Raw genomic sequence first — 25,785 nt, forward strand, 5'->3', positions numbered from 1 at the left:
CAGACGGCGAAGCGCCGTTCTTTATGGTGTCCTGACAGTAACGCGAATCGCAAGACGGCGTCGGGGTGGACGTGTAGTGAAACGTAACGTTCTTGAGCTTCATTTATTCTCTCCTAAGAAGAGCGTAAATTGGGGAGAGAGGGGCTGAAACGGGTGAAGCCTAGGCCGGAATTTGAATCCGGGGTCTCGTCCTTACCAAGGACGCGCTTTACCGCTAAGCTACCCAGGCACGCGACTCCGGTTTGGCCGGAGTCGGTCTTAGACGTTTCGATTACGGGTCGGCGGCGGGGGAGGCGGCGTCGCTACCGGCGAGCGTGAGGATGCGGTCGGCGGTGGCGTCCGTCAGCGCCGTTGGCGGCGGCAGGTCGGCGTCGCCCTCGCGGGCGAGTTCGGCCGCGTACGACAGGAGGTCGTCGCTGGGGTCGACACCCACGGCGGTCGTGCCGGCGGCGACGGCGAGCGCCAACACCTCCGCCTCGAGGTTGCGGTCGATCGCCGAGGGGTCCGTGTCCGGTTCCCGGCGACGCGTCTGATCCCGGCCGAACGACCGAACCACCTCGACGGCGCGTTCGGCCGTTTCCGTCCGTGCGAGGATGTAGAACCCACGGGAGACGAACACGTCGGCGGCGAGAATGGCGAGATCGGCCTGTGTCGCGGCGCCGCCGCCGTCCGCCCACGGTTCGTCGTGGGCCAGCGACCTGGTGAGCCGGAGTCCCTCGTAGATGAGCTGGACGCCGGCGCCGCGTCTGGCGACGCTGTCGACATCGACCGCCGTGTCGAAGGCGTCGGCGCTCACCAGCGTGAGAACGCTGGGTGTCATCGAGGCGTCGTTGAGGCGGTCCCGAAGCATCTCGCCGAGCCGTTCGGGCTCGATATCGGCGAGCGTATCACGGGCGACACGCCGGGCCCGCACGGCATTGTCCATCGACAGTTTATATCGGTGCGAAAGGCAAAGAGCTTTGGAAACGGGGGCCCCGGTGTGTCTCCGGAACGTCGCGGGCTACAGATGGAGCGCCTCGGGGGCCGGCGGCATCGATCGCTTGTGTGCGCTCCGTTCGTACAGCCCGACCACACGCTCGACCTGTTCGGCGGTCACGTCCAGTTGGCGGACCGTCGCCGCCGGTGAGAGCGGGCCGTCGATATGGAGCGCCAGAATGGCGTCGAGCGTGTCGTAGTCCAACCCCATCTCCCCTTCGTCCGTCTGGCCGGTCCACATCTCCGCAGACGGCGTTTTGTTCACCAGATCATCGTCGATGCCGACGTGGGCCGCCAACTGCCGCACCTGTTGTTTGTAGAGATTGCCGATGGGGTTGCAGTCGACCGCCTGATCGCCGTACTTGGTGAAATAGCCCGTGAGCGCCTCGCTCCGGTTGCCCGTCCCGAGAACGACCCGGTTCTCCGCATTGGCGACGAAGTAGTTGAGAACCGCTCGGATCCGGACCCGGACGTTGCCCGCGGCGGTCCGAAGCGGGTCGTCGTCCAGACGGTCGGCCGTCGTCTCGCTCGGGAACGCCTCGACAAGGGCGTCGTAGATCGGCTCGATGTCGATCACGTCGTACTCGATGCCGAGATCACGGGCCACGCGCTCGGCGTCGCTCATATTGTCGGCCGTGTTCACCTCGCCGGGCATCACGAGACCGTGGACGCCGTCGACCCCGACCGCCTCCACCGCGAGGTGGGCGGTAAGCGTGCTGTCGATACCACCGGAGAGTCCGAGTACAGCCCCCTCGGCCCCCGCGTCGTCGACAACGGTCTCGACGAACGCGGTGAGGTGTTCGCGGGTCGCCTCCAACTCCGCCTCCGAGAGGCGGAGATCGAGCGGGGCCGACTCCTGCATAACAACGGATTCGTGGCTCATCAATTCTATTTACGAACGCCAGTTTGAAATACCCTCTTGTCTCACGGGCTGAGTGAACGATCGTAGACATAACCCACTCAAAGTCGATGAAAATTTGATTATGCACCGCCGTGTCCGACGTGAGACGGGTCGTTCGACGAAACGCTACGTTCAAGTGGGGAGCGACGATATCGACGTGTGCGAGCGCCGTTGGTCCAGTGGTAGGACAGTGGCTTCCCAAGCCACTAGCCCGGGTTCAATTCTCGGACGGCGCACTTCTCCCACCCGTTTCATTCGCGGAAGCTCCGAACGAGACGTCCATATCCTCGCTTTTTATCACTGCCGGTCGGTGACGACGCTCCGGAGCCGAGCGGTCGCGTCGGCGTCGAACCGCAGGACACGACGCCACCACGGCCCGTTCCCCGAATCGGCCGAGAGTTCGGTCACCAGCGGCCCCGGGGTTGCCCCCGACGCCGGCGCACTCACCGGCACCGCCCGGTCCAGCAGTCGGGACCGCTCATCCCCGGCGACCAACACTCTCGCGTCGACCGACTCGCGTTTGGCGTGGGCGTTGCTCGCAAACCGCTCGCGTTCCTCGGCACCGAGCGACCGGTACGTCTCGCCGGTGACGACTCGCTCGACGCGGAACTCCCCGATCAGGTACGCACCCCACTCCGGGGGAAACTCGGGACGGTCGGCGGGGTCGCCCCGGAGCGAGAGTGTGGCGTAGAAAAAAAGCGAGTCGCCGGGATCGAGCGCCGACAACGGGCCGGCTTTCACCCCGTGTTCGTCGCCGTAGGTGTAGTCGGTCGCGCCGTGAACACCCGCGAACTCGGGGTCGAGATGAACCCGGCGGTCGGCAACCCCGGAGACGTCGACATCGAGGGGAAACGAAAGGTCGGCGTAGGTCGGCACGGGGTGGGCTGTCGGTTCGCGTTCCGGGATCGGGACGTACGCAAACCGGCCGTCCGGGCGGACGGGGCCGCGAAAGCCCGGCAGCGTGGTGTTCGCCCCGACGTTGATGGCGACGGCTCGGGCCACCCTATCGAGCGGGGAGACACCGAGTGACCGGGTCGTCGCCCTCGACCGGTTGCCCCCGACCGTCGCGGTTGCTCGTCACGGCGCGGAAGCGGTCGTCTGGCCCGGTCACCGCCGTCCGGATGCGACCGACCCCGCCCTCAACATCAAAACGGCGCCGGTCCCGGCGTGGCCGGGGACCGGTGGTGTCGCTTCCGGAACGGGCCCGGCGGAGGCGCTTGGCGACGGGCGTCCCGGCGTGGCCGGCCGTTCTCCACGGTCGGTCGGGTCCGGCGGTGAGCGGTTCTGCGAGACCCTCGCCGTCGACATCGGTGACGGCGTCCGTGCACAACTCGCCGAGGTCAGCCGTCGACCCGCCCCGTCGGTCGCCTGGTGTCCGACCCGAACACGCCGCAACCGCCGCCGTCGCGCCGGGAGCCGTTATATGGCGTCGTCGGTCCATGGGGACCCACCGGTCCTGAGCCTGAAAAACGGCCGGCTAGTTCGGAGGCGTTCGGTCCCGCTCAAACTCGTCGAAGGCGTCGAAGTCATCCGGCAGATCGTACTCGATGCGACGGTCTTCGCGCCGATTCTCGCCCCCGGCGTCGAGGGGGGCCGCGGCGTCCTCCCATCCCGGCTTGACGCGGACGCTCTTTGCCGGCATCCCGACGGCGACGTGGTGGGCCGGCACGTCGCCTTGCACCACCGCGCGAGCGCCGACAACGGCGTTCTCCCCGACCTTCCTCCCGGCGCTCACCATCGCGTCGTACGTGACGCGGGCGTCGTCATTGACCATCGTGTGGTAGTTCCGAACCTCGGTCTGGTCGACGATGTCGTGGTCGTGGCTGTACACGTGAACGCCGTCGGAGATGGAGACGCGGTCGCCAACGGTGAGCCGCCCCCGGTCGTCGAGGTGGACGTCGTCGTGAACGACGACGTTGTCGCCGACCGAAAGGTTGTGGCCGTAGGTGAACGTGATCCTCTTGAAGAACCGACAGTCGTCGCCACACTCCTCGAACAGGTGGTCGGCGAGCATCCGCCGGAATCGGAGCGCAAACTCGACGTTGTCGGCCATCGGCGTGGCGTCGAACTGTCGCCAGAGCCACTGGAGATACTTCGACTGCTTGAACCGCTTTTCGTCCTTCTCGGCGTAGTACTCGCTTTCCAGCGTGGCGTTACACGGGTCATACCCCTGCAGGCGAACGCGTTCGGCGGGCGACACCGACGCGCCGCCGGTCCACCGTTCGTACGCCTCGCGGTCCCCGAACAGGTCGACCAACACATCCTGTACGACCCGACACAGATCCTCCTCCGAGGAGAGTCGCTCGTCGACGTAGTCGATAAACTCCCCGACGCCAGCGTTGGCCCCGGCGGGGAGCGAGACGTGTCGCTTCGTCATCTCAGTTCTCGTACGCGGCGGCTTGTCAAATGGGTTCGGGTGTCTGGCGTCGAGGCCGCCCCCGAGCGGATCGATCGTCGGTTCGGGCGATCAGACGAGTTCGTACACCGACGGTCCGGCGGTGACGACCACCCGCTCGCCGGCGACCGCGAGACCGCCCGGAGCGTTGTCGACACCGCGTGTCCAGCGCACCTCCCCCGTTTCCGTGTCGTACGCACGGACCACGCCGGCGCTCCGGTCTTCGGTCCGTTCCCGTTCGCCGGCGACGACGAGCGTCTCCCCACCGACCACCGCGGTGATGGCCCCGAACCCGACCTCGTCGCGCCAGCGTGTCTCGCCGGTTGCGAGATCGAGAGCGATCACGCGTCCCGACCCGTCGCCGCGGGCCACCGCCGTGTAGCCGTTGTCGCCGACGATGGCGGGGGTGGAGACGTCGGTCCCGAAACGGCGTGGCTCCCAGAGGCGGTCGCCGATGTCGGCGTCGAGGGCGACGACGGCTCCCCCGTCTTCTGCGTATGACCCGACCACGAGTCGACCGTCGGTGACCGCCGGACGGTGCGGGAACCCCTCGACCGGGCCGGCGTCCCAGATCCGTTTTGTCCCCGCTTCGAGCCGGCGACCGAGACCCGGACGTTCCGCGTACGCGACGGTGCCGGCGAGGGGTGCGTCCGCGGCGTACAACCGCCCTCCGGCGAGAACGGGCAACGATCCGTCGACCCGCCAGCCCCGCCCGCCGCCCGCGACGGCTCGAAGCGTTCCGTTTGCGACGCCGACATACACCTCACCCGCTCCGACGACCAGTCCGGTCGGGTCGCTACCACCCCCCTTGACGCCGAGGGGGACCCGGGCACGTTCTCGCAGGGTGCCGGCGCTGTGATCGACGACCGCCGGCTCCGGGGCCGGCCGAACCGTATGGAGGCGGCCGTCCGGGCCGAACCCCGCGAGCGTGGCCGGACCGACCGAGACGGCTTCGCCGCCACTCCCGTCCCGGAACGCCGCGGCGTCGGTCCCGGCGACGACGACGTGGTCGGGGCCGACGAGGGGGGCGAGGCGTGGCCGCCGGGTCGGCTCCGGAACGGACCCGACGGCGCTCACCGTCGGCGGGTGACGGGGCGGCTCCGCGTTCGGGTTGTGAGCGGTGCCTTCGGGGTCGTATCGGCGGAGCGGCCACGTGCCCGACTCCGGGGTCCAGGCGTCGAACGTGGCGCTTGCCCGGCCACGGTGTAGGCGGTAGGTGCCGTACGTGCCGGCCGTGGCGACGACTCCACTCAGCAGGTGACGGCGTGTGACGGAGGGCATCGGTTTGTCGTCCACGGCCGCCGACAAAAGCGGCGGTGGTGTCGGACCGCACGCTGCCGGGGGCGGAGCCTACGCGAGAAAGACGTGTCGCGGCCGGTCGACGAGCACGTCCCGTCCCCACGAGACGGCGTCTGAAAACTCGTCGGAGCCGAAAAAGGTCATCGCGTCCTCCCGCGAGCGCCACTGGCTGGCGATGAACATGTCGTTCTCGTTTTCGAGGTTGATCATCAGGTCCGTCTCGCCGTGTCCCTCCATGTCGGCCAACAGGCCGCCGATGGTTTCGAACTTCTCGACAAAGTCCTCCTGATAGTCGGGCTTGACCGTGTAGAACATCCCCATCGTCCCGAAGCCGGACCCCTCGCCGGCACGGCTAACGATCCCCGGGAGTTCCGAGAGAAAGCCCGCGGCGGTGTCGGCCGCGCTTGCGGTGTCCCAGATGCTCACGACCGCCCGCCGGTCCCGCCCGCGGGCGTCGTACACCGCGGTCTTGACGTGTGTGTCGTAGTGATCGAAGTTCGACCGGAGACCGTCGACCTCCTCGAACAACCCGTCGGCGCCGGCCTCGGAGTAGAGCACCGTCGCGTACACGTCCTTGCCGTGTGGCTTGCCCGCGTAGATGTCGAGATCCTCGAGTTCGCCACGGATGTCGTCTTCCTCCTCGGTCTCGTTCTCGCCGCCGTGGGTGTCACCCTCCTCGTGGACACGCTCATCGTCGCCGTGGCCGGTGTCCGCCTCGTCGGCCGGCACCGTCTCCCCGGCGAGAAACGCGGGCAGATCCTCGGGCGGGAACCGGCGACCGACGTAGAAGGGGCCGAACTCGCTGTAGCGGGCGCTGGCCTCGTCGTAGCGCATCTCGTAGACGATGTCTTTCAGTTCGGTCGGATCGTCGGCAAAGAGGGTGACCCCCCACTCCCAGTCGTCGAGCCCGACCGAGGAGGCAACGATCTGTTTCACACGCCCGCCGAACTCCCGGCCGTGTTCGCCGTGTTCCTCCATCATCTCTCGGCGGCGCTCGAAGGGCAGGTCGTACCAGTTGTCCTGTTCCCCCCGCTTGCGGCTCATCGGGTAGAAACTCGCGTAGCCGTCCGCGGGGATGTCGGGTTCGAGTTTCCCCTCGATATACTGTTTCAGGCCCGTGTCGACCTCCTCCTCGTCGTCGGCGAAGTAGTCGTCGGAGACGTAGCCGCTCACCTCGGTGACGGAGACGTAGGAGGTGGACTGTTCGGTGAACGCCCCGAGGGCCGTGCGGTTGAACCGGCGTTCGGCCGTCGAGAGGGCGTCGAGCGTCGGCCGCAGGTGGACGATCATCAAATCCGCCTTGTGACCGAGCGTCGAGAACACCGCGGAGGCCCCGTCGTCCGCGTCCGCCACCGCCTCGTGGCGCTCCAGATAGTCGATACCCTCCTCGGTCGCACGGTCTCGTTCCCGTTCGGGGGTGTCGCGCCACGACGACCAGTCGATCCGGCGGAAGTCGTGCAGTACGTACCAGCCTTCGTCCGTCCGTGGTGGCTCGCGCATACGCATCCCTTGGAACCGATACGGTATGGAAGTTGCGCGTTCCGGCCGGCGGTGGCCCCGCCGCCCCGACGGTTTCGGTCATGGCCGGGCCGCTCCCTTCGAATCGGTCACAAACGGATCGCTCCCGTCGCCCGTCTTAGGACAGCAACCGTGGCCCGAAGATCATCAGAATCAGCGACACGAGCATCGTCAGGCCGATGCCCGTGGTGATCGTCCGGACGAGTCGCTCGCCGTCCCCGACCGGGAGCCGCGACGTCACCGCCTCGGCACACATCCGGAGGATGCGCCCCCCGTCGAGGGGGTAGCCGGGGATGCAGTTGAACAGACCGAGTTGGAGGTTCACCCACGCGGCCCAGAAGAGCACGTTCGCGAGAATGAACACCACATCACCGAAGGGGGCGAGTACCCCCTCGACGACGTAGAACTCCGTTACCGACGGGGTGAATCCCGGGAAGTTCGGGATCCCGAGCACCAGCGAAGCAAGCGGCAACAGAAGCGCGACGTAGACGAGGGTCAACGGCGAGTCGGTCAACCCGGGCAGCGGCGAGGCGGCGTCGCCGCCGGACCCGCCGAGCAGTTCGAGATAGGTGCCGGCCGGATACTCGCGGATCCCGAAGTCGGTGACCAGAAGGCCGCTCGTTCCGGGAAAGATGTCGACGCCGAGAAAGCCGTTGCCGTCCTGTGGGCTCTCGCCGAGAACCACGTCGTACGTTGTCGACTCGCCGCCGACGCGAGCGTCGACCTCGACCCGGTCACCCGGACCGTACTCGTCGAGAACGCGGGACAGGTCCGTCGAGGAGGTGACCCGCTGGCCACCGATCCCGGTGATAACGAGGCTCTCGTTCGTGGGTGCGCTGGCGTTGGCCAGCGGTCCGTCGGCGGCGACACGCGTGATGTACGCCCCGACGGGAACGACCCGCTCACCCTCGCTCGTCTCGATTCGCGCGAACGTTCGGTTTGCGGTCGCGTCGCGGAACTCGCTACGCGTCGTCACTGGCGTTCCGTTGACCGCGGTGACACTGATCGGGTCGTCGCCGTTCTCGACGGAGAGGTTCGCCGGGTTGCCGCCGACGGTCCCGACGACCGCCAACGACCGCTCGATCCGGACCGTCCGCTCGCCGTCGACCTCGACCTCGACGGTCCGATCCTCGGCAGCGAGCAAGGCGTCGTCGAGGTCACGCTCCGTCTGCACCTCCGTCCCCGCGACGGCCGTGATTCGGTCGCCGTGTTCGATGCCCGCCGCCGACGCCGGGGATCCCTCGTAGGCCCCGTCGACGGCGACACCCGGCGCGACGCCGATGGCGCCGATCACGGGGCCAAAAAGGAGGGCGAAGGCCACGGCCGTCAGAACGAAGTTGTTGGTGACCCCCGCCGCGAACATCCGGGTCCGTGCGCCGCGGTTGGCCTCGCCTTCGCTTTCCTCGTCGGGTTCGACGAACGCCCCCAGCGGGATGAACGCCAACAGGACGACGCCCATGGACTCGATGTCGATGTCCTCGACCCGGCAGAGCAGGCCGTGTCCCCCTTCGTGGACCACCAGGCCCACCAGCAGGCCGAAGACGATCTCGGGTGCGACGGCCAGCGGGAGAAAATCGTTAACCCCGGGGACGACCAGAAAGTTCTGTGGCTGGTTCACGGCCGATGGCGACGGCGGGTCCCGGAGAACCACAAGCGCCTGGGCCAACAGGAGCAGAAACATGCCGGCCATGATAACCAGGGCGACGCCGACGCCGACGTTGCTGTACGCCCGCCAGAACCGTTTCGGCTCCGCGAGGCGGGTGAGCAGTGCCCGCCCACGCCGGGTGTGAATCGTTGCGATCGGTCCCTGGAGGCGCACGGCGTTCGGGAGGTAGCCTTGGATCTGAAGCGCCTTCGCGATGAGGGAGTAGACGAGAACGCCAACGAGAACCCACAGCAACGTGTTCATCAACACAAAACAAGGCCGCGATAGCAAAATGCGTTCGGATACGCCACGCCTCGACACCTCACACCGCCTCGCGCATCCACGCGTCCACGTCCCGACCCGGCCGACTTTTTCAGGCTGGAGGCCCACCCACGCACATGACACGTTTCGACGCCGCCGCCGCCACCGAGCGCCGGCAACTGTTCGCCGAGGCAGTGATCGCCCACCGGACCCGCGCCAGCGCCTTTCTCACCATCGAGGTCGACCCCGCCGACGCACCGGGCGTGACCGACGACTACGACGATGGCGACAACGGCGAGACGCCCACACAGGTTCCGTGGATCCAGTTCGCCGACCAGACGTTCAACCTCGACTGTACCGACGCCGAACTCGACCGTCTGAAAAACGTCCTGTCGGAGTTCCCCGAATGTCGCATCGACCAGATCGAGCGCCCGGAGGCGACCGAGGGCGCAAACGTCCGGATCACCGCCCGCTCCGACCCCAACCGCCTCAGCCAGTTCGCCGACCGCGCCCTCCGGACCACCTACGACCTCGCCGACGACTACCGTGCCTGGGTCGCAGGGGTGTAGCCAGCGGCACCGCCGATCCTGACGGTTTTTATTTCTCGACCGTCGGACTGGGAGTATGGACGCGGATGCGGACGACAACGCCACACCCGATCCCGATAGCGACGCCGACACGGCGACGACCGACGACGCCGTGACCGGCCCCCCTGATGGGATGGTCGCCGTCCGCGAGGAACTGACGCCGATGCTGAGCCAGTACTTCGAACTCTGTGCCGGCTACGAGAACGCTCTCCTCCTGTTCCAGAACGGCGACTTCTACCAGACGTACTGCGAGGCCGCCGAGGAGACCGCCCAGGTGTGTGAACTGACCCTCACGCGCCGCGAGGACAGCACCGGCACCTACCCGATGGCGGGCATCCCGGTCGACAACGCCACGACGTACGTCGACCGCCTTCTCGACGCCGGCTACCGTGTCGCAGTCGCCGAACAGGTCGAACGCCCGGCGGACGCCTCGGGGCTGGTCGACCGGGCTGTCACGCGGGTCGTGACCCCGGGAACGCTCGTCGACGACGAACTCCTCGGTTCGGGGACGACCAACTACGTCGCCGCGGTGGCCCGCGACGGGGCGACACGGTCCCTTGCCGCCGTCGACGTCTCGACCGGCGACTGCTCGGTGACGAGTGTACAGACCGAAACGCGCCTGCGTGACGAACTCGACCGCCTCGCTCCCGAAGAACTGCTCGTCACCCCCGACGTAACCGTCGATCACGAGGCGCTGTCGGCCGACCCGATGGTGACCGACCACGAAGCCGCTCGGATGGACGCCGAGACGGCCGCCGAACGGGTCGGCGCGTACGTCTCCGCGCCCGAGGCGGTCGTCGAGTCGCCGGTCGAACTCTTGGCCTGTGGGATCGTTCTCGCGTACGCCGAGTGGAGTCAGGGCGACACCGGCCCGCTCTCGCATGTCACCCGGATCAGCCGGTACGATCCGCGGGACGCCCTCGGTCTCGATGCGACGGCCATCCGAAGCCTCGAACTGTTCGAGAACCGGGGCGTGGGCGCGAGCGAGACGCTTTTTGACGTTCTCGACGCCACTGTCTGTGCGCCGGGGCGGCGCGAACTCGACGCGTGGCTCCGGCGCCCCCTCGTCGACCCCGACCGGATCGAAGCCCGACTCGACGCCGTCGGCGAACTCGTCGATGCCCCGCTCTCCCGGGAGACGATCCGCGACGCTCTCCGCGAGGTGTACGACCTCGAACGCCTCGCCGGCCGCGTCTCGCGGGAGCGCGCCGACGCCCGCGACCTACGATCGCTGCAGGCAACGCTCGACGCCGTCCCCGAACTCCTGTCGGCACTCGGCGGTGTCGAGGCGGTGCTTCTCCGCGGCCTCCGGGAGCGGATCGACCCCCTCGATCCGGTGCGGAACCTGATTGACCGGGCGATCCGTCCCGATCCGCCGGTCGAGGTGACCGACGGCGGCGTGATCCGCGAGGGGTTCGACGCCGAACTCGACGACCTGCGGGCGACCGAGCGCGAGGGCCGAGCGTGGGTTGCCGACCTCGAAACACGCGAACGGGAACGGACCGGCATCGACTCGTTGTCGGTCGGTCACAACCAAGTCCACGGCTACTACATCGAGGTGACCGACCCCAACCTCGACCGGGTCCCCGACGACTACACCCGGCGACAGACGCTGAAAAACGCCGAACGATTCTACACACCGGAGTTGAAGCGCCGCGAGGACGAGATCCTCGGCGCGGCAGAACGGGCCGACACCTTGGAGTACGAACGATTCCGCGAGGTTCGCGCGTCGGTCGCCGACGAGACGGATCGATTGCAGGCGCTGGCAGACGCCCTCGCGGAACTCGACGTACTGGCGACGCTTGCGACGGTCGCGGCCGACCGCGGCTACGTCCGCCCGACGTTCCACGACGGCGGGGTTGAGGTAGCGGCCGGCCGCCACCCGGTCGTCGAGGTGACCAACGACCGATTCGTCCCGAACGACGCCGACCTCCCGCCGGGAAGCGTCTCGCTCGTCACCGGCCCGAACATGAGCGGGAAATCGACGTATATGCGGCAGGTGGCGCTGATCGTCGTGTTGGCACAGATGGGCGGGTTCGTTCCCGCCGATGCCGCCTGCCTCCCGGTCGTCGACCGCGTGTTCACCCGCGTCGGCGCGAGCGACGACATTGCTGGGGGGCAGTCGACGTTTATGCGAGAGATGACGGAACTCACTTCGATTCTCCACGAGGCGACGGCCGACTCGCTGATCCTCCTCGATGAGGTTGGCCGGGGCACCAGCACCGCCGATGGCCGCGCCATCGCTCGCGCGACCGCCGAGTTCGTCCACGACGAGATCGGTGCGACGACGCTCTTTGCCACACATTATCACGACCTGACGGCGCTCGCCGACGAACGCGAGAACGTCCGGAACCTGCATTTTGCGGCGGACAGCGAGGAGGCCCGGTCCTCGGGAGGTGACAGCGAGAAGGCCCGACCCGCCGGAACCGACGGCGTCAGCTTTCTCCACCGGGTCGCGGAGGGACCCGCGTCGTCGTCCTACGGCGTCGAGGTGGCACGGATGGCGGGCGTCCCCGACCCAGTCGTCGAACGGGCGGGAGCGCTCGTCGACGCGTCCGACACCGACACCGACACCGACACCACCGGTCCGGCGACGCCGTATCGCGACCCGGCCACGAACGGCGACGCCGACGGGACACAGGTGACACTCGACGGGGTGGAGCGGGCCGCGACGAGCGGTTCCGGTCCCGATCGTTCCCCGGCGGTCGTCGACACCCTCCGTGAGACAGACCTCGCGACGACGACGCCACTCGAAGCGCTGAACATACTCGCCGACCTCAAAGACCGGGTCGAGAAGCCATGAGGCGGCTGGATCGGGAGACGGTCGACCGCATCGCGGCCGGCGAGGTGGTGACGCGGCCGGCGCGGGTCGTCGTCGAACTCGTCGAGAACGCCCTCGACGCCGACGCCGACCGGATCGAGGTCGAGGTGTGGGGCGACGGCACCGACCGGATCCGCGTCGTCGACGACGGCCGGGGACTGAGCGCCGACGAGGCCGAACTCGCGGTCGAGCGCCACACGACAAGCAAGCTTCCGGCGGGGGAACTCGATGCGGTCGAGACACTCGGGTTCCGGGGGGAGGCGCTGGCCAGCATCGCCGACGTGGCGCGGCTCACGCTCTCGACCAACGACGGCGGCCCCCGCGGAACCCGCATCCGGGTCGACGGCGACGGCGTGGCCGCCGGGTCCGTCGGGCGCGGTCGGGGCACCACGGTCGAGGTTCGGGACCTGTTTCACAACCGCCCGGTTCGGAAGGAGTCACTCGCCGCGGCGTCGACGGAGTTCGAGCGCATCAGTGATCGCGTCGCCACATACGCGCTCTGTCGCCCGTCGGTCGCGTTCACCCTCGATCACGACGACCGCCAGGTGTTCGCGACGCCCGGGTCCGGCGCGTTTGCCGACGCCGCGCTCTCCGTTTACGATAGAACGGTCGCCCGCGAGCGCACGACCCTCGACACCGTGGCGACCCTCCCGGTCGGCGACCGCGAGGTCGACCTCGGTCTTCAAGGGCTGCTCGCGTACCCCTCTGTCACCCGGTCGACGACGGCACACACCCGCGTCGCGGTCAACGGCCGGCCGGTCTCGCTCCCCCCGATCCGGCGGGCAATCGAGCGCGGCTACGGGTCGCTCCTTCCGGGCGACCGCCACCCGGTCGCCGTTCTCGCCGTCTCGCTCCCGCCGCGGATGGTCGACCCGAACGTTCACCCGACCAAAGAGACCGTCGCACTCCGCTCGACGGACGCCGTGGCCGACATCGTCGAGACGGCGGTCGAGGACGTTCTCTCGACAGCCGACCTCCGGCGGTCGGCGGAGGTAGCGATGGATCTCGATTCGTCGCTCACCCCCGTCGACGCCGACACGTCGGCGCTCGCAAACGCCGAGTTCGTCGGCCGGTTCGGCGGCCTCTACCTGCTCTGTGATGCCGGCGACGACCTGTTGGTGATCGATCAACACGCCGCCCACGAGCGGATCAACTACGAGCGTCTGCGGGAGGCCGTCGAGGCGGAGGGCGTGCCGTCGGCGACGCTTGACCCGCCGGCAACGCTTTCGCTGTCACCCGCCGAGGTCGCGGCCGTCGAGAGCCACGCCTCCGACCTCGCCCGCCTCGGCTTCGACTGTGACCCGTTCGGTGGCGGCACCGTCCGCGTCCGGGCCATTCCCGCGCCCCTCGGTCGGGTCGCCGACCCCGAAACCCTCCGGGAGACACTCGCCGTTCTTCGTGACGGCGACGACACCGGCCGCCGAGACGACCTGCTCGCTGATCTGGCCTGCCACCCGTCGCTGAAGGCAGGCGACGACCTTGACAACGGCGAGGCCGCCGCCCTCGTCGACCGCCTCGGCGCGTGTGAGCGACCGTTTGTCTGCCCACATGGCCGGCCGACGATCCTCGCCATCGACGAGGCCCACCTCGCCGGCGGATTCGACCGGCACCCCCGCCGGGGCTGACTACCAGTCTTTGCAGTCGGCACAGACGAACGTTCCGCCGTCGCCGTCGCGCCACCGCCGCGTAGCGTTCTCGCCGCAGTCGGCGCAGGGCTCTCCCTCGCCGGTCCACCGCATCGTCGCGACGCCCGGCGTGGCGGCCGTCTCTGCGTTGTCCCCGTCGCCACCACCGGTTTCGGCGAACTCGTCGAGCGGTTTCTCCGTCACACTCGCCACCACGGTAGCGACCCGCTTATCTGTGGCGACGAGCGGAACCGCCAAGTGAGCGCCACGCCTTCTGCCGGCATGGCCACGGTCACACAACTCGTCGTCGAACTGTTCCGGAGCGTCGTCGACCTCGTCGTCATCTTCGCGACCGAGGTGGCCACACAGGATCCGATCGGACTGCTTGTCTTTCTCGCCGGAGCGGCTCTGACCACGGCCGCCGCCGGCTTTTTCGGCCTGTTGGTCGCTGGCGCACTGCTCGACGCCCTCCGCGACGCCGTCGCGGGTTAGCGGTCGTTCGCGCGGTCGTGGGCCGTCGCCGCGAGGTCGATGGCCGTGTCGAGATCCGGCCCGATCGGCGACCCGACGACGATGCTGTCGACGTGGTCCAGCACCGCCGCCATCCGGTCGGCGACGTCGTCGACCGTCCCGGTGATACAGAACGCGTCGATCATCGCCGGCGTCACGAGACCGAACGCGGTTTCGAAGTCGCCGGCGCTGATAGCGTCGCCGACCGCCTCGGCTCGGTCGGCGTCGAGTCCGTGGCGTGCAAGAACCGGCGGGGCCGCGCCGGCGGCGATAAAGGCGACCGGCGGGCGGGCGGCCTCGCGGGCGGCGTCGGCGTCGTCGGCGACGCTGACGCTTGCGTACGCCGCGAGGTCGAACTCGCCGAGACCGTCGAGGCGGTCGGCTATGCCGTCCTCGACCTGGTCGCGCGCCCACCGCAGGTCGTCGGGGTGAGAGCCATTGAACAGGATCCCGTCGGCGTGCTTGGCCGACATCTTGCACATGTGTGGCCCTTCGCCCCCGACGTAGGTGGGGATCGGTCCCGGCACGTCGAAGTTGAGGCCAGCGTCGTCGGCCTCGAACGTGCCGTCGTGGGTGACACGCTCGCCGTCCCAGAGGCGGTCGGCGATCTTGAACGCCTCCAGTACGGCTCGAAGCCCCCGGTCGTCACCGAGGCCGAGGTTCCGCATCGTCGAGGGATCGCCGGGGCCGATTCCGAAAACAGCCCGTCCGTCGCTCGCTTCGGCGACCGTCGCAACCTCGCTCGCCAACGTCACCGGGTGGCGTTCGAGCGGGTTGACGACGCCCGGCCCGAGACGGACCTCGTCGGTCGCGGCCGCGAGACGCGACAGAACGGCAAAGGGTGAGCGGTTGTTGTAGTGGCTGGACACAAACAGGGTGTCGTAGCCCGCGGCCTCGGCGGCCGTACCGAGGTCGACGGTTCGGTCGATCGGGTGTTCGGGGGTGAGTTCGATCCCGAACATCAGCGGTCGCACCTCTGTGTGCGTCCGACCGACGGACGCGGAGCGGTCGTCGTGAGGGAGCGCGTCGAAGTCATCCGTCAACCGATTGGCGTCGACGGTAAAAAACCGTTCGTCGGTCGCCGACACCGCTGCCGTCGGTATCGATCCCGGCGTCGGGGCCCTCACGCTACCCGTGGCCGTCGACCGGAACCGGTTCGTACGGCGCTTCGAGGTACGCCTGATCGCTCTCGGAGAGGTCGATCTCCAAGGCCGCTACCGCGTCCTCGAGGTGGTCGACGCTCGTCGTGCCGACGACCGGGGCATCGACCGCCTCCTGATGGAGGAGCCACGCGAGCGCGATCTGTGCCATCGTGACGCCGTTCTCCTCGGCGAGTTCCGCGACGCGTTCGTTGATCTCGTCGCCGCCACCGGCGCGGTAGTTGGCGACCCGGTCGGACATCCCATCGTGGTCGTCCATGAATGCCCCGCGGGTCGTGTCGAGAAACGCCTCGTGGGGCCGGGTGAGAAAGCCACGCGCGAGCGGCGACCACGGGAGCGTGCCGATCCCCTCGCGTTCACAGAGCGGGAGGGTTTCGCGTTCCTCCTCGCGGTAGACGAGGTTGTGGTGGTTCTGCATGGTGACAAAACGGGCCAACCCCAGTCGGTCGCTGGTGTGGAGGGCGTCGGCGAACTGGTAGGCCCACATCGAACTCGCGCCGAGATACCGGACCTGCCCGCGCCGCACCGCGTCATCGAGGGCACGGAGTGTCTCCTCTATAGGCGTGTCCTCGTCCCAGCGGTGAATCTGGTAGAGGTCGATCGTGTCCATCCCCAGTCGGTCGAGGCTGTGTTGGAGTTCCTGTTCGATCGCCTTTCGCGACAGCCCCCGGGCGTTGGGATTGGCCTCGTCCATCGGGTTGTACACCTTGGTCGCGACGACCGGCCAATCGCGGTCGTAGTCGGCGAGAACGTTCCCGAGAATGCGTTCGGAGTCGCCCGTCGAGTACATGTTGGCGGTGTCGAAGAAGTTGATCCCCAACTCTATCGCCCGTTCGATGATCGGGCGGCTTTCGGCCTCGTCGAGCACCCAGTCGCGCCAGTCGCTCGACCCGAAGCTCATACACCCCAGACAGATGCGACTCACCTTCGTCCCGGTGTCGCCGAGCGTGGTGTACTCCATGCAACCCCGCAGGCGCGATGACGACAAAAAGATTGGTCGGGCGCTCGACCGACGGCGGCACGGTCACTCGTCGATGTCGTACGACCACCCATCGAGCGCCTGCCGGACGAAGTCACCCTCCACGTCGCGAAAGAGGGCGTCGCTCCCGTCGTGATCGCCGAACTCGAAGCCCCGGACGACGACGACGGGCGTCCCGCCGGCCCCCTCGCCGGCGACGAGGTTGGCGGCGGCCGCAAGTTCGTCGACCACCGCCTGCACCGTGACGCCGAGTTCGCGTCCCTCCCGGTCGCGCTCCCCGCGCCAGTCGCGGGCGGCCGGCAACCCGGCCCATCCGAGGGCGACGCCACGTTGTCCGTGACGGAACGGCCGCCCGCAGGTGTCGGTGACGATCACGCGGTCGGCGGCGACGCCGGACTCGATCCGCTCTGCGCTCTCGCCCGGTCGCTCCGGGAGCAACAACAGGTCGCCTCCCGGAACGTTCGAGCGGTCGATGCCCGCGTTGACCGTGATATGGCCGAATCGTGTCTCCGTCAGGAGAAAGGGCGCATCCATCAGGAGGTCGGTGCTCTCGTTGAGGACCGCCTGCGCGAAGCGGGGGTCTTTGTCGTCGCCGGTGGCGCGTTCCAGTCGGTCGGCCACCGCGCGGGCACGGCTCCCCGGGTCGAACGACGACAGATCCGCGACCTGGCCCTCGGTCTTCGAGACGACAGTGCTCGCGACACAGACCACGTCGTCAGGCCGGAGATCGACCCGGTTCTCGACGAGTGCCGCAAGCGAGTCGCCCCGGCGTACCTCCGGGAGATCGGACACGGCGAACACGTCCATACCACCCCTGCGGCGCGGGCGACCAAAAGGCCCGCGTCACCCGGTCGTGGTGACGCTACCGACCGCCGATCCGGTGGTGTGTCACGTCGAGATCACCGTCGCGTACCGTCGCCGTCAACATCGTCGTCTCGGTCGCAGGCGCGGCGCCCGTCGCGGACCCGGGATTCAACAGTCGCACGCCGTCGTGAACCTCGTCGGTGCACTCGTGGGTGTGGCCTGCAACGCCGACGGCGGTGTCGGCGTCGGTGGCGCACTCGCGCACCGCGGCGACGACGCGGTCCTCGTAGCCGATCCGGTCGCCGGTGCCGTGGGTAACGACGAACTCGACGCCATCCAGTTCGACGGTTGCCACGGCCGGCAGGTCGACCCGCTCCGGGTCGACGTTCCCCCGGACGCCGGTAAACCCCTCGCCAGCGAGCGATCGGACCTCGTCGACGGCCGCCGGCGTCTCGAAGTCGCCGGTGTGGATGGTGTGGTCGGCCGCCTCGACCCGTTCGCGAACCCAGTCCGGAATCCCGGTCGCCCGATCCGGAATGTGCGTGTCGCCGATGATCGCAACGTCCATACGCCCCGTTGGCGGGGGGGCGTCAAATCGTTGTCCCACCGACGCCGAGCGCAAGCGTCGTATCGATGGCGGCCGAAGAATCGCCGTCCACCGTGTTGTCACCTGCGTTCTCAGACACCGAACGGCCGTTCTGCTCCGTCGCCACGGCGGGGCCGGTCGGTGGGATGCCGTCTCCACCCGGATCGACGCCGACGCCGACGCCGCTCTCGTTGGCGCGGACGCGGTGCTCGCGGACGGAAGCGTCGTCAGCAAGGTCGGTACTCGGGGGGTTGCGCTCGCGGCGGCCCGCGAGAACGTGCCGTTGTGGGTCGTCGCCGCGGCCGCCAAGATCCGGCCGGACGAACGCGTTCACACCGAGACGGCCGACCCGACCGACCTCTACGACGGCGACGCGCCGGTGCGGGTCGTAACGCCCGTCTTCGACCACACGCCCGCCGACCTCGTGGCCGGCGTCGTCACCGAGCGTGGCGTTCTCGACGGCGACGACGTGCGGGCGGTGGCCGCGCAACACCGCGAGAACGCGCGGTGGGCGGAACGCGAGTAGAGCGTAAACGGACCGAAGATAGGGCCGAAGCGCTTGCGGGGAGGTTACGCCCCCGGGACGCCCAGTCCGGACACCCCGTTGACGCCGAGGAACTCAAGCGTCGCGAGAACGACGACGGCGACGACCCACGCGGCGATGCCGACTCCGATCGAACGGAGCCAGCCGCCGCGGTACCGCCACCTGACGACGCCGACCCACGCGACGGTCGCGAGAAGGCCGCCGATCAGCGGGACCGGTTCGAGCAGTGCCCAGACGACCGCCCCGACCAAGGCGGTCAGAACGGCGTGGCCGTACCCCCGAGCGTCGGAGACGACGCGTGCCCCCGCATGGATGGCGACGCCGCCGACGAGGAGGCTCACCGCGAGAGTGAGCAGTCGGTCCTCGACGCCGAGGGGATGGAGCGGCGGCACGGAAGTTCAGGCGTCGGCCGCGCCGTCACCATCGTTGCCGGCCGCCTCCCCGTCACCGCCGGTCGCGTCGCTCACGGCGCCACCGAGCGAGCCGTCGAGGCCGCCGTTCAGGAACTCGCCGATCCGGCTGTGGATCTCCGAGACGTGATCGGGTACCCCCGCGGGCAGGTCCGCGGGCGGGCCGCCGCCGTTCACCTCGACATCGGTCGCGTCGTCTGCGTCACTCGCGGACTCGTTTGCCGCGGTGTCGTCGGCCTGTGCCGCTCGGTCGTCCACACCGACATCGACGGGCGCGTTTCCGGGAGCCGCGGCGACCGTCCCGACGGTCACAAACAGCGCCGCGAACGCGACTGCGATCAGTTTCGTTCGTGTCATCGTTGCGTTTCCCTCCCGGCTCCGAGGGGTATTGAACCCGCATCGCCGTGAATCCCGATTTCGTGCGTTTGAACCGTTTTAACTGGGGTTTGTCGACAGTAAAACGGAATCCATCAGGGTCGAACCGCGTGTCACTCCCTTTCGTCCCCGAACGCCAGACCGGACGGCCACGATGCGTGCCGCGCCGTGACGAGCGACTTTTATCATCGGGAGCGGTAGAACGATCCGGTGGCGATGATGACGGTTACCCCCACTCAGCCCCGTGTGATGAACCATCCACACTGAGCCACCACCGCTTGAAGACACGCTTCTGCCGCCTTCGGCACGCGACCACGTCTACGCCCCGACGCTTCGACGCTTGGCATCCACGACTCGGTCGATGCGGTGTTCCCGCCGGCGGTGAGTCGCGACGCCCCCGAAGACGACACCAACGAGTACTACGAGTGTGTGGCGACCGTTCTCCGGGAGACGATCCGTCGGTTCGTGGCCGGGGCGTCGCCGGGAGCGCAGGCCTTTCCACCGCTCGGTTCCGACCTCTCTCCATGCCATTGGATCGCTCCACCCAGTCCACCGACTCGCTCGACATCACGGTCTCCGGTGGGTCGATGGGCGGTCTGTTCACCGGGATCGCACTCGACCGTACGGGCCACGACGTGACCGTCTTCGAGCGGTCCTCGGCCGCGCTCGGAAGCCGTGGCGGCGGAATCGTCGCTCAGGAGTCGATCCGTCGGTTCCTGTCGCGACACGGCATCGCCGACCCCGACGACCTTACGACGACGGCCGGCGAGCGCCGCCTTCTCACCGCGGACGGCGACGTCCGGACCGCGACGCCGGACTCGATGGTGTTCACCTCGTGGGACGCTCTCTACCGCCGACTGCGCGATGCCTTCCCCGACGACCGGTATCACGCTGGCCGGCGAGTCGACACCGTCACCCCCGCGACGGGACGGGCGACGCTCGACGACGGGACGACGGTCGACGCGGATCTGGTCGTCGCCGCCGAGGGTGGTCGCTCCGCGACACGTCGCCGACTGTTTCCCGACGTCACCCCCGAGTTCGCGGACTACGTCGCCTGGCGTGGCCTCGTCCCCGAAACCGACCTCCCGGCAAGCGTTGTTTCGGCGTTCGATGGCCGATTTACCTTCTATCAGGGTTCCAAGACCCTGATTCTCGCCTACTTCATCCCGGGCGCTGACGGCGGGACGAGTGCCGGCGAGCGCCGACTCAACTGGGTCTGGTACGACACCCTCACCGGCCGGGACCGCGACGCCATCTTCACCGACGCGACGGGCGACGAGGGGAGCTTCGGCGTCCCACCGGGGGAACTCCGATCCCCGGTCGAACGCCGACAGCGTGAGCGCGCGGTGGACAGCCTCCCGCCTGCCTTCGCGGATCCGGTCGCGGCGACGACGGAGCCGTTCGTCCAAGCGATCTACGATCTGACCGTCCCCGCGATGACCGTCGACCGCGTCTGCCTTCTCGGCGACGCGGCCTTTGTCGCGCGCCCCCACACGGCCGCCGGTACCTCGAAGGCGGCCGGCGACGCGGCCGAACTGTCGGCCGCACTCGACGACCACGGGTCACTGGGCGACGCGCTGTCGTCGTGGTGTGGCCGCCGACGCGCCTACGGCGACCGCCTCGTCACACAGGGCCGGCGGATGGGTGACGACCGCCTCGGGCTGTCGGCCTGACCGTCACAGGAACTTGAGCAGGTCGTCGCGCTTCCGGTCGTGAAAGTGGGTCTCCAGTGTGTCGGTGAGCGCGTCGATGTCGCCGCGTTTCGCGCTGATTGGCGCGACCGTCCCCTGCCACTGCTGCCACGGTGGGAGCAGTCCCAACCGGTCACAGAGATCGTCCAGTCGCTCGTCCCGGTCGTCGACCTTGTCCATCTTGTTGACGGCGACGACCGTCTTCACCCCGACATCACGCAGGAAGTGAAACAGTTCCACGTCGTGAGGGACCTCGCCCTCGCCGCTGTGGCGGTCGATGATGTCGACCACGCTCTTTCCGTCGACGACGAGAACGCCCGCGAGGATGTCGGCGGCGTTGGCCTCGATATAACGAACCACGTCGGTCTTGATCCGTTCGCGTTGCTCCTCCGGGACGCCGGACATAAACCCGAAGCCGGGGAGGTCGGTGAACATGAAACTCTCAGGAGCCCAGTCGAAGTGGTTCGGCTGGCGGGTGACGCCGGGTTTGCGCCCCGTCGACACCTGGTGGCCGGTCAACTCCCGCATCAACGTCGACTTGCCGACATTCGACCGGCCGACGAGAACGACCTCGTCGCGGTCCGGGCGGTCCTCGAACATAACGGCCTTTGCCGGCTGTGACTGTTAAACTCGGCGTGTCCGATGTGTCCGGTGTGTCCGACGCGTTCGACGCGTTCGACGCGTTCGACGCGTCAGCCGGGAGACGCCTCGGTCCGGCCGGCTTCCCGCCGGTGTCACGGACAGAGCAGACCTCGATGAACGCGTCCGGAACGACCTCGAAGAATCAGGTGTCTCCCCGCCACACGAACCCCGACACGGAGACGGAGATAACCGAGCCACCCCCGACGCGCCGCGGTCATCGGTTCGCCGGGCGGTTCCGGGCCGGCAAGACGGTGTACGTCGCCGCCCACGGACTCCGGGACACGAGGTCGTTTTTCAGACCCGTCTGGAGGTTCCGACGCGGCCGACGACGATGGCGAGACGACCGCCGGTCACCCGAACCGTTTTGTTCCCCGGTTCCGCCACCTGCGGGTATGGACATCGGAGCCGACGAGGCGGGGAAGGGACCGGTGCTTGGCCCGATGGTCGCGGCCGCGGTGCGTGTGCGTGTGCCGGGTGTGACGCTCCCGGATGGGATCGACGACTCGAAACGCCTCTCGCCCGCCCGCCGGGCCGATATGGCCGACCGCCTCCGTGACGACCCGGCCGTCGATATCGGCGTCGCGACGGTCGAACCGGCCCGGATCGACGCCCCCGAGACCGACATGAACGGGATGACCGTCGCGGCACAGGCCGAGGCGATACGAGCCGTCGCCGTCGACGACGACGCGGTGACCGTCGATGCGGGCGATGTCGACGCCGACCGGTTCGGTCGACGGGTCCGCGAGGCAATCGGCGCCACGGTGACGGTGCGGGCCGAACACCGCGCCGACGAGCGCTACCCCCACGTCGCCGCCGCGAGCGTGGTCGCCAAGGTCGAACGCGACACACGAGTCGAGGCGCTCGCCGAGCGGTACGGCGAGGTTGGGAGTGGCTACCCGAGCGACGAGCGGACCCGTACCTTTCTGGCCGAATACGTCCGCGACAACGGGGAACTGCCGCCCTGTGCCCGGCGCTCGTGGGCGACCTGTGACGACGTGCTCGCCGCCGCCGAGCAGTCGTCGTTGTCGGAGTTTTAGCCCCCGGCCGGCGAGGCCCTCTACCGGGTGAGCAGCGCTCGCAGGATGTCACCGTACGCCGGCCGTGTGAGCAGGACGCCCACGATGACGCCAAGGATTGTGAAGATGGCGAAGCCCTGGAGATCACCCAGCGAAAGGACCGCCAGCGGGCTCATCGCGATGATGGTGGTGGCGGCGGCGACGCCGATGACCCAGAACGCCTTCCGGAACCGTGACTGGAAGACGCGGCGACTGTTGACGTCGCCCTGTGCCATCACCTCGTCGGCGATGATAATGAGGTCGTCCACCCCCGTCCCGATAACGGCGATGAACCCGGCGATAACGGAGAGATCGAGGGGGTAACCGATGCCCGCCGCGAAGCCGAGCAGCACCACCACCTCCGAGAGCGCGGTGACGATCATCGGTAGCGCCACCTCGATTTCACCGTACCGGAGAAAGACCACGCCGGCGACGGCGAACACGGCGATGATCCCCGTCAACAGGGAGTCGGTGCGGAACTGTTGCCCCTGACTCGGCGCGATAAACGAGGAGGTTCCCTCCCCATCGGGGCCGATATCGAGGCGGGCCGGGAGCGCGCCGGCACGCAGGTTGATCGCTACCTCTCGGGCCCCGCTGAAGTTCTGGGTCTGGAGAATGAACTGCGGGTTGGTTGCCCAGTCGCCGCTCCGCATGTCGCCCGCCAGACCCGGACTCATGCCGAAGGAGTTGACCACTTGACCGTCGACGACGAGCAACAGGCAGGGACCGGTGCTCTGGGGGTCCCGCTCGTAGCTGCACCGCGACCCGCCCTCGGACGCGACACCCGTATCCATCATCCGTTGTTGGAAGTTGGGGGCGGCGTCGTCACGAATCGTGACCGGGACGTTCGGCAACTGTCCTTCGCCGCCCTGCCGTGCGGTGCCGATACTCTGGAAGTCATCGCGTTCGAGCGCCGTTGTCTGCTCGTAGCTCTCGTTTTGGGTGGGGTAGTACGCGTCGACACGGACGGTCCCACGCTGATTCACGAGTTCCACGACACGCTGTCGGTTCGCGTCGGGCACCTCGACGAGGATGAAGTTCTCCCCCGTCGGGGTCGTGATCTGTTGGACGGTCCCGCCGGAGAGCCCGGCCTCGTTGATCTTGTTCGAGAGGATTTCGACCGTCTGAGTCCGGGTCTCCTCCGTGACACCGTCCCGCGTTTGGCCGTACGAGTACCCGGCGGCGTCCAAGCCGGTGCCGAGGTCATCCGGCGAGACGCCGTCGGCGGTCACCTCGACCGTTCCCTCGGTTTCGCTCGTCGGCCGGACGATTACGTCCGCGACGCTCACACCCGCCAGCTCGTTCGCCACGTCACGTTCGACCTGCGGGGCGTTGGTTCCGCCCAACTCGACCTCCTCGGCGGTGACGCCGATCAGCGGCGCGCGAATCCGCGTCCCGCCCGAAAGCTGGAGTCCGTACTGGAGGTTGGTCGTTCCGCTGCTCTCCAATCCCGGTGCGTCGGCACCGGAGTCGCCCACGGTCGGCGAGAACAACGCGAAGAGGCTTCCACCGAGAACGATTATCAACAGCACGATCCGCCAGTTGTCACGGACCGCTCCCATCAGTTCGCCACCCCTTCGTACTTGTACCAGCGTAACAGGCTGAGGTTGAGCATGTAGGTGTTCATGAGGTCGGTCGCGAGACCGAACGCGAGAACCGTTCCGATCGCGGCGAGCAGTTGGATGCCGAACAACGTCGCTACGACCGTCATGACGATCATCGCCGACAACGACGTAAGCGTCATCGTGACGCCGGTCCGCATCGCGCGGTGGGTAGACTCGTAGAAGTCCCCCGACCGTCTGAGAATGTGGTTGTTGAGTAGAATGTCGGAGTCGACGCTGTACCCGATGATCATCAGGAGCGCGGCCACGGTCCCCAGCGTGAGGTCGATGCCGAGAACGTTCATCAGCGCCACCGGAATGACGATATCGGAGAACGCCGAGATAACGACCGCGATGGAGGGGACGAACGTCCGGAACATAAGAAAGACGAGCGCGCTCATCCCGAGAAAGGCGAAGGTGACACCGAAGAAAGCGAGGCGCTGTGTCCGGGAACCGAAGGCGGCCGAGACGGTGTAGCTCGACTCCACCGCGAGCCCGGCGTCACGCGCCTGCGTCTCCAACTCCGACACCCCCGTCTCGTCGGTTTGGAACGTCAGGATGTAGGTGTTGTCGGAGGGCACACTCCGGACCGTCTCAGGGGCCGGATCGAACGTCTGTTGGATCTGTTCGCGCGCCTCACTCTCCGATCCGTCGACAGCGACCCGGACCTCCGCGCCACCGGTGAAATCGAGTCCCGGATCGACCGGTGCGCCGGTCGCGACGTACCAGCCGCCGATGATCAGGAGGGCAACGGCGAGAACGCCGAGCGGTACGGCCGCAAGCTGGCGATTCGTGTACCGGGTGTAGTCGACCTCCGGTACTTCGAACGCTACCATGTCCGCCGGTCCATCCCCATGCCTACTAAGCCTTTGTATGTCCGCCAGCGAGCGAAACCCCCGGACACACCCCGGCCCGCTGTGCTCAGGGCAGATACCGGACGCTCACGACGCTGGGGGCCGAGCGGACAACGACGCGTCCGACGCCGAGACGGGCCGCCCGGGAGCGGAGGCCTGCCTCGTCTTCGAGAACGTCCGCGACGGCGGCCTCGGTCCCTTCTTCCGAGACGGTGAGAACGTGCATCTCCCCCGTTCCGGCGCGGTCCCGCGTTGTGAGTTCGCCCACGTCTTGATCGGCCGCCATGTCGTGTTCGAGCGTCGTCGGCGATTCGGCGCTCTCCTCGATGCTGATCACCCACCGCTCGGTCACGTCGACGACCCGCCACGCAACCTCCAGCGGGGGCTCCGGTTCGACCGTCGCCTCGACGGCCTCGCCGGCTTCGAATCCGGGGTTCTCCGCGAGCGTGTGAACCTGTCCGTCCGCGACGTCCCTGAGAACGGCCGTGCCGTCGTCCCCGGCCGTCACGAGAAACGTTCCCGTCTTCGCGTCGGTCATGGGATGGTG

General features: G+C 68.2%; 26 protein-coding genes and 2 tRNA genes. 8 read left to right on the forward strand and 20 right to left on the reverse strand.

Annotated features, from left to right (window positions below):
- Positions 1-157 precede the first annotated feature (157 nt).
- From Q0925_RS07425 to Q0925_RS07435, 3 genes are all read right to left on the reverse strand, one after another.
- Positions 158-229, reverse strand: a tRNA-Thr gene (locus tag Q0925_RS07425).
- Positions 230-271: 42 nt separating this feature from the next.
- Positions 272-925, reverse strand: a complete 654-nt coding sequence (locus Q0925_RS07430) for a DUF7114 family protein (RefSeq protein WP_299333528.1) — start codon at positions 923-925, stop codon at positions 272-274.
- A gap of 75 nt (positions 926-1,000) precedes the next feature.
- Positions 1,001-1,858 carry an NAD+ synthase gene (locus tag Q0925_RS07435; protein WP_299333531.1) on the reverse strand — a complete coding sequence of 286 codons (858 nt, stop codon included), beginning with the start codon at positions 1,856-1,858 and terminating at the stop codon, positions 1,001-1,003.
- A 183-nt stretch (positions 1,859-2,041) separates the two neighbouring features.
- Between Q0925_RS07435 and Q0925_RS07440 the strand changes: the two genes are divergently transcribed.
- Positions 2,042-2,112, forward strand: a tRNA-Gly gene (locus tag Q0925_RS07440).
- Between the two features lie 61 nt (positions 2,113-2,173).
- On the opposite strand, the gene Q0925_RS07445 is transcribed toward Q0925_RS07440, so the two are convergent.
- From Q0925_RS07445 to Q0925_RS07470, 6 genes are all read right to left on the reverse strand, one after another.
- On the reverse strand, positions 2,174-2,878 hold the full coding sequence (locus tag Q0925_RS07445) for a hypothetical protein (protein ID WP_299333534.1): 705 nt from the start codon (positions 2,876-2,878) through the stop codon (positions 2,174-2,176).
- 1 nt (position 2,879) lies between these two features.
- Positions 2,880-3,317 (reverse strand): hypothetical protein, encoded by a 438-nt coding sequence (locus Q0925_RS07450; RefSeq protein ID WP_299333537.1) that lies wholly within the window; start codon positions 3,315-3,317, stop codon positions 2,880-2,882.
- A 36-nt stretch (positions 3,318-3,353) separates the two neighbouring features.
- Positions 3,354-4,253 (reverse strand): acyltransferase, encoded by a 900-nt coding sequence (locus tag Q0925_RS07455; protein ID WP_299333540.1) that lies wholly within the window; start codon positions 4,251-4,253, stop codon positions 3,354-3,356.
- Positions 4,254-4,343: 90 nt separating this feature from the next.
- Positions 4,344-5,552, reverse strand: coding sequence for a PQQ-binding-like beta-propeller repeat protein (locus tag Q0925_RS07460; protein ID WP_299333543.1), 1,209 nt, complete (start codon positions 5,550-5,552; stop codon positions 4,344-4,346).
- Between the two features lie 69 nt (positions 5,553-5,621).
- Positions 5,622-7,070, reverse strand: coding sequence for a heme-binding protein (locus Q0925_RS07465; protein ID WP_299333546.1), 1,449 nt, complete (start codon positions 7,068-7,070; stop codon positions 5,622-5,624).
- A 136-nt stretch (positions 7,071-7,206) separates the two neighbouring features.
- The gene (locus Q0925_RS07470) at positions 7,207-8,997 is read right to left on the reverse strand and encodes a site-2 protease family protein (protein ID WP_299333549.1); all 1,791 of its coding nucleotides are present in this window, start codon (positions 8,995-8,997) and stop codon (positions 7,207-7,209) included.
- A gap of 134 nt (positions 8,998-9,131) precedes the next feature.
- On the opposite strand from Q0925_RS07470, the gene Q0925_RS07475 reads away from it, so the two are divergent.
- From Q0925_RS07475 to mutL, 3 genes are all read left to right on the forward strand, one after another.
- On the forward strand, positions 9,132-9,563 hold the full coding sequence (locus Q0925_RS07475) for a hypothetical protein (protein ID WP_299333552.1): 432 nt from the start codon (positions 9,132-9,134) through the stop codon (positions 9,561-9,563).
- A gap of 151 nt (positions 9,564-9,714) precedes the next feature.
- Positions 9,715-12,384: a DNA mismatch repair protein MutS gene (gene mutS / locus Q0925_RS07480; RefSeq protein WP_299333670.1), complete on the forward strand. Its 2,670-nt coding sequence runs from the start codon at positions 9,715-9,717 to the stop codon at positions 12,382-12,384.
- Positions 12,381-14,027 (forward strand): DNA mismatch repair endonuclease MutL, encoded by a 1,647-nt coding sequence (gene mutL, locus Q0925_RS07485; RefSeq protein ID WP_299333555.1) that lies wholly within the window; start codon positions 12,381-12,383, stop codon positions 14,025-14,027. The genes mutS and mutL overlap by 4 nt, the downstream gene beginning before the upstream one ends.
- On the opposite strand, the gene Q0925_RS07490 is transcribed toward mutL, so the two are convergent.
- Complete coding sequence (locus tag Q0925_RS07490) at positions 14,028-14,231, reverse strand: DUF7573 domain-containing protein (RefSeq protein WP_299333558.1); 204 nt, start codon at positions 14,229-14,231, stop codon at positions 14,028-14,030. It lies immediately after the preceding gene.
- Positions 14,232-14,309: 78 nt separating this feature from the next.
- On the opposite strand from Q0925_RS07490, the gene Q0925_RS07495 reads away from it, so the two are divergent.
- Positions 14,310-14,519 carry a hypothetical protein gene (locus Q0925_RS07495; RefSeq protein WP_299333560.1) on the forward strand — a complete coding sequence of 70 codons (210 nt, stop codon included), beginning with the start codon at positions 14,310-14,312 and terminating at the stop codon, positions 14,517-14,519.
- On the opposite strand, the gene Q0925_RS07500 is transcribed toward Q0925_RS07495, so the two are convergent.
- The 4 genes from Q0925_RS07500 to Q0925_RS07515 all read right to left on the reverse strand — a co-directional run bounded on the left by Q0925_RS07500 (position 14,516) and on the right by Q0925_RS07515 (position 18,048).
- The gene (locus Q0925_RS07500) at positions 14,516-15,499 is read right to left on the reverse strand and encodes a 5,10-methylenetetrahydromethanopterin reductase (RefSeq protein ID WP_299333673.1); all 984 of its coding nucleotides are present in this window, start codon (positions 15,497-15,499) and stop codon (positions 14,516-14,518) included. The two genes, Q0925_RS07495 and Q0925_RS07500, sit on opposite strands and share 4 nt — an antisense overlap.
- A 166-nt stretch (positions 15,500-15,665) precedes the next feature.
- Entirely contained in the window at positions 15,666-16,658 is a 993-nt protein-coding gene (locus Q0925_RS07505; RefSeq protein WP_299333563.1) for an aldo/keto reductase, read from the reverse strand.
- Positions 16,659-16,721: 63 nt separating this feature from the next.
- Complete coding sequence (locus Q0925_RS07510; RefSeq protein ID WP_299333566.1) at positions 16,722-17,483, reverse strand: coenzyme F420-0:L-glutamate ligase; 762 nt, start codon at positions 17,481-17,483, stop codon at positions 16,722-16,724.
- Positions 17,484-17,538: 55 nt separating this feature from the next.
- Positions 17,539-18,048 (reverse strand): metallophosphoesterase family protein, encoded by a 510-nt coding sequence (locus Q0925_RS07515; protein WP_299333568.1) that lies wholly within the window; start codon positions 18,046-18,048, stop codon positions 17,539-17,541.
- Here Q0925_RS07515 and Q0925_RS07520 point away from each other — a divergent pair.
- Entirely contained in the window at positions 18,032-18,592 is a 561-nt protein-coding gene (locus Q0925_RS07520; RefSeq protein ID WP_299333571.1) for a hypothetical protein, read from the forward strand. The two genes, Q0925_RS07515 and Q0925_RS07520, sit on opposite strands and share 17 nt — an antisense overlap.
- A 44-nt stretch (positions 18,593-18,636) precedes the next feature.
- Here Q0925_RS07520 and Q0925_RS07525 read toward each other — a convergent pair whose 3' ends face one another.
- The gene (locus Q0925_RS07525; RefSeq protein ID WP_299333574.1) at positions 18,637-19,002 is read right to left on the reverse strand and encodes a hypothetical protein; all 366 of its coding nucleotides are present in this window, start codon (positions 19,000-19,002) and stop codon (positions 18,637-18,639) included.
- Between the two features lie 6 nt (positions 19,003-19,008).
- The gene (locus Q0925_RS07530) at positions 19,009-19,377 is read right to left on the reverse strand and encodes a hypothetical protein (protein ID WP_299333577.1); all 369 of its coding nucleotides are present in this window, start codon (positions 19,375-19,377) and stop codon (positions 19,009-19,011) included.
- Between the two features lie 542 nt (positions 19,378-19,919).
- Between Q0925_RS07530 and Q0925_RS07535 the strand changes: the two genes are divergently transcribed.
- Positions 19,920-21,068, forward strand: a complete 1,149-nt coding sequence (locus tag Q0925_RS07535; RefSeq protein WP_299333580.1) for an FAD binding domain-containing protein — start codon at positions 19,920-19,922, stop codon at positions 21,066-21,068.
- Positions 21,069-21,071: 3 nt separating this feature from the next.
- Here the strand turns inward: Q0925_RS07535 and engB are convergent, their stop codons facing one another.
- Positions 21,072-21,686 carry a GTP-binding protein EngB gene (engB, locus tag Q0925_RS07540; protein ID WP_299333583.1) on the reverse strand — a complete coding sequence of 205 codons (615 nt, stop codon included), beginning with the start codon at positions 21,684-21,686 and terminating at the stop codon, positions 21,072-21,074.
- 434 nt (positions 21,687-22,120) lie between these two features.
- On the opposite strand from engB, the gene rnhB reads away from it, so the two are divergent.
- Positions 22,121-22,765, forward strand: a complete 645-nt coding sequence (gene rnhB / locus Q0925_RS07545; RefSeq protein WP_299333586.1) for a ribonuclease HII — start codon at positions 22,121-22,123, stop codon at positions 22,763-22,765.
- A 20-nt stretch (positions 22,766-22,785) separates the two neighbouring features.
- On the opposite strand, the gene Q0925_RS07550 is transcribed toward rnhB, so the two are convergent.
- The 3 genes from Q0925_RS07550 to Q0925_RS07560 form a co-directional block, all read right to left on the reverse strand.
- The gene (locus tag Q0925_RS07550; RefSeq protein ID WP_299333589.1) at positions 22,786-24,345 is read right to left on the reverse strand and encodes a preprotein translocase subunit SecD; all 1,560 of its coding nucleotides are present in this window, start codon (positions 24,343-24,345) and stop codon (positions 22,786-22,788) included.
- On the reverse strand, positions 24,345-25,220 hold the full coding sequence (secF, locus tag Q0925_RS07555; protein WP_299333592.1) for a protein translocase subunit SecF: 876 nt from the start codon (positions 25,218-25,220) through the stop codon (positions 24,345-24,347). Before secF ends, Q0925_RS07550 begins: the two co-directional genes overlap by 1 nt.
- 85 nt (positions 25,221-25,305) lie before the next feature.
- The gene (locus Q0925_RS07560) at positions 25,306-25,776 is read right to left on the reverse strand and encodes a DUF5812 family protein (RefSeq protein ID WP_299333595.1); all 471 of its coding nucleotides are present in this window, start codon (positions 25,774-25,776) and stop codon (positions 25,306-25,308) included.
- Positions 25,777-25,785 lie beyond the last annotated feature (9 nt).

The organism is Haloplanus sp. (assembly GCF_028275055.1).
GTDB lineage: Archaea > Halobacteriota > Halobacteria > Halobacteriales > Haloferacaceae > Haloplanus.

Bases quoted from the DNA above. Each gene is read 5' to 3' on its own strand.
- Q0925_RS07500 (WP_299333673.1), bottom strand. From the start codon at position 15,499: ATGTTCGGGATCGAACTCACCCCCGAACACCCGATCGACCGAACCGTC.
- Q0925_RS07465 (WP_299333546.1), bottom strand. From the start codon at position 7,070: ATGCGCGAGCCACCACGGACGGACGAAGGCTGGTACGTACTGCACGAC.
- Q0925_RS07505 (WP_299333563.1), bottom strand. From the start codon at position 16,658: ATGGAGTACACCACGCTCGGCGACACCGGGACGAAGGTGAGTCGCATC.
- Q0925_RS07475 (WP_299333552.1), top strand. From the start codon at position 9,132: ATGACACGTTTCGACGCCGCCGCCGCCACCGAGCGCCGGCAACTGTTC.
- Q0925_RS07560 (WP_299333595.1), bottom strand. From the start codon at position 25,776: ATGACCGACGCGAAGACGGGAACGTTTCTCGTGACGGCCGGGGACGAC.
- secF (WP_299333592.1), bottom strand. From the start codon at position 25,220: ATGGTAGCGTTCGAAGTACCGGAGGTCGACTACACCCGGTACACGAAT.
- Q0925_RS07510 (WP_299333566.1), bottom strand. From the start codon at position 17,483: ATGGACGTGTTCGCCGTGTCCGATCTCCCGGAGGTACGCCGGGGCGAC.
- Q0925_RS07455 (WP_299333540.1), bottom strand. From the start codon at position 4,253: ATGACGAAGCGACACGTCTCGCTCCCCGCCGGGGCCAACGCTGGCGTC.
- mutL (WP_299333555.1), top strand. From the start codon at position 12,381: ATGAGGCGGCTGGATCGGGAGACGGTCGACCGCATCGCGGCCGGCGAG.
- Q0925_RS07515 (WP_299333568.1), bottom strand. From the start codon at position 18,048: ATGGACGTTGCGATCATCGGCGACACGCACATTCCGGATCGGGCGACC.
- Q0925_RS07435 (WP_299333531.1), bottom strand. From the start codon at position 1,858: ATGAGCCACGAATCCGTTGTTATGCAGGAGTCGGCCCCGCTCGATCTC.
- Q0925_RS07460 (WP_299333543.1), bottom strand. From the start codon at position 5,552: ATGCCCTCCGTCACACGCCGTCACCTGCTGAGTGGAGTCGTCGCCACG.
- rnhB (WP_299333586.1), top strand. From the start codon at position 22,121: ATGGACATCGGAGCCGACGAGGCGGGGAAGGGACCGGTGCTTGGCCCG.
- Q0925_RS07535 (WP_299333580.1), top strand. From the start codon at position 19,920: ATGCCATTGGATCGCTCCACCCAGTCCACCGACTCGCTCGACATCACG.
- Q0925_RS07470 (WP_299333549.1), bottom strand. From the start codon at position 8,997: ATGAACACGTTGCTGTGGGTTCTCGTTGGCGTTCTCGTCTACTCCCTC.
- Q0925_RS07450 (WP_299333537.1), bottom strand. From the start codon at position 3,317: ATGGACCGACGACGCCATATAACGGCTCCCGGCGCGACGGCGGCGGTT.
- engB (WP_299333583.1), bottom strand. From the start codon at position 21,686: ATGTTCGAGGACCGCCCGGACCGCGACGAGGTCGTTCTCGTCGGCCGG.
- Q0925_RS07430 (WP_299333528.1), bottom strand. From the start codon at position 925: ATGGACAATGCCGTGCGGGCCCGGCGTGTCGCCCGTGATACGCTCGCC.
- Q0925_RS07520 (WP_299333571.1), top strand. From the start codon at position 18,032: ATGATCGCAACGTCCATACGCCCCGTTGGCGGGGGGGCGTCAAATCGT.
- Q0925_RS07550 (WP_299333589.1), bottom strand. From the start codon at position 24,345: ATGGGAGCGGTCCGTGACAACTGGCGGATCGTGCTGTTGATAATCGTT.
- Q0925_RS07530 (WP_299333577.1), bottom strand. From the start codon at position 19,377: ATGACACGAACGAAACTGATCGCAGTCGCGTTCGCGGCGCTGTTTGTG.
- Q0925_RS07495 (WP_299333560.1), top strand. From the start codon at position 14,310: ATGGCCACGGTCACACAACTCGTCGTCGAACTGTTCCGGAGCGTCGTC.
- mutS (WP_299333670.1), top strand. From the start codon at position 9,715: ATGGTCGCCGTCCGCGAGGAACTGACGCCGATGCTGAGCCAGTACTTC.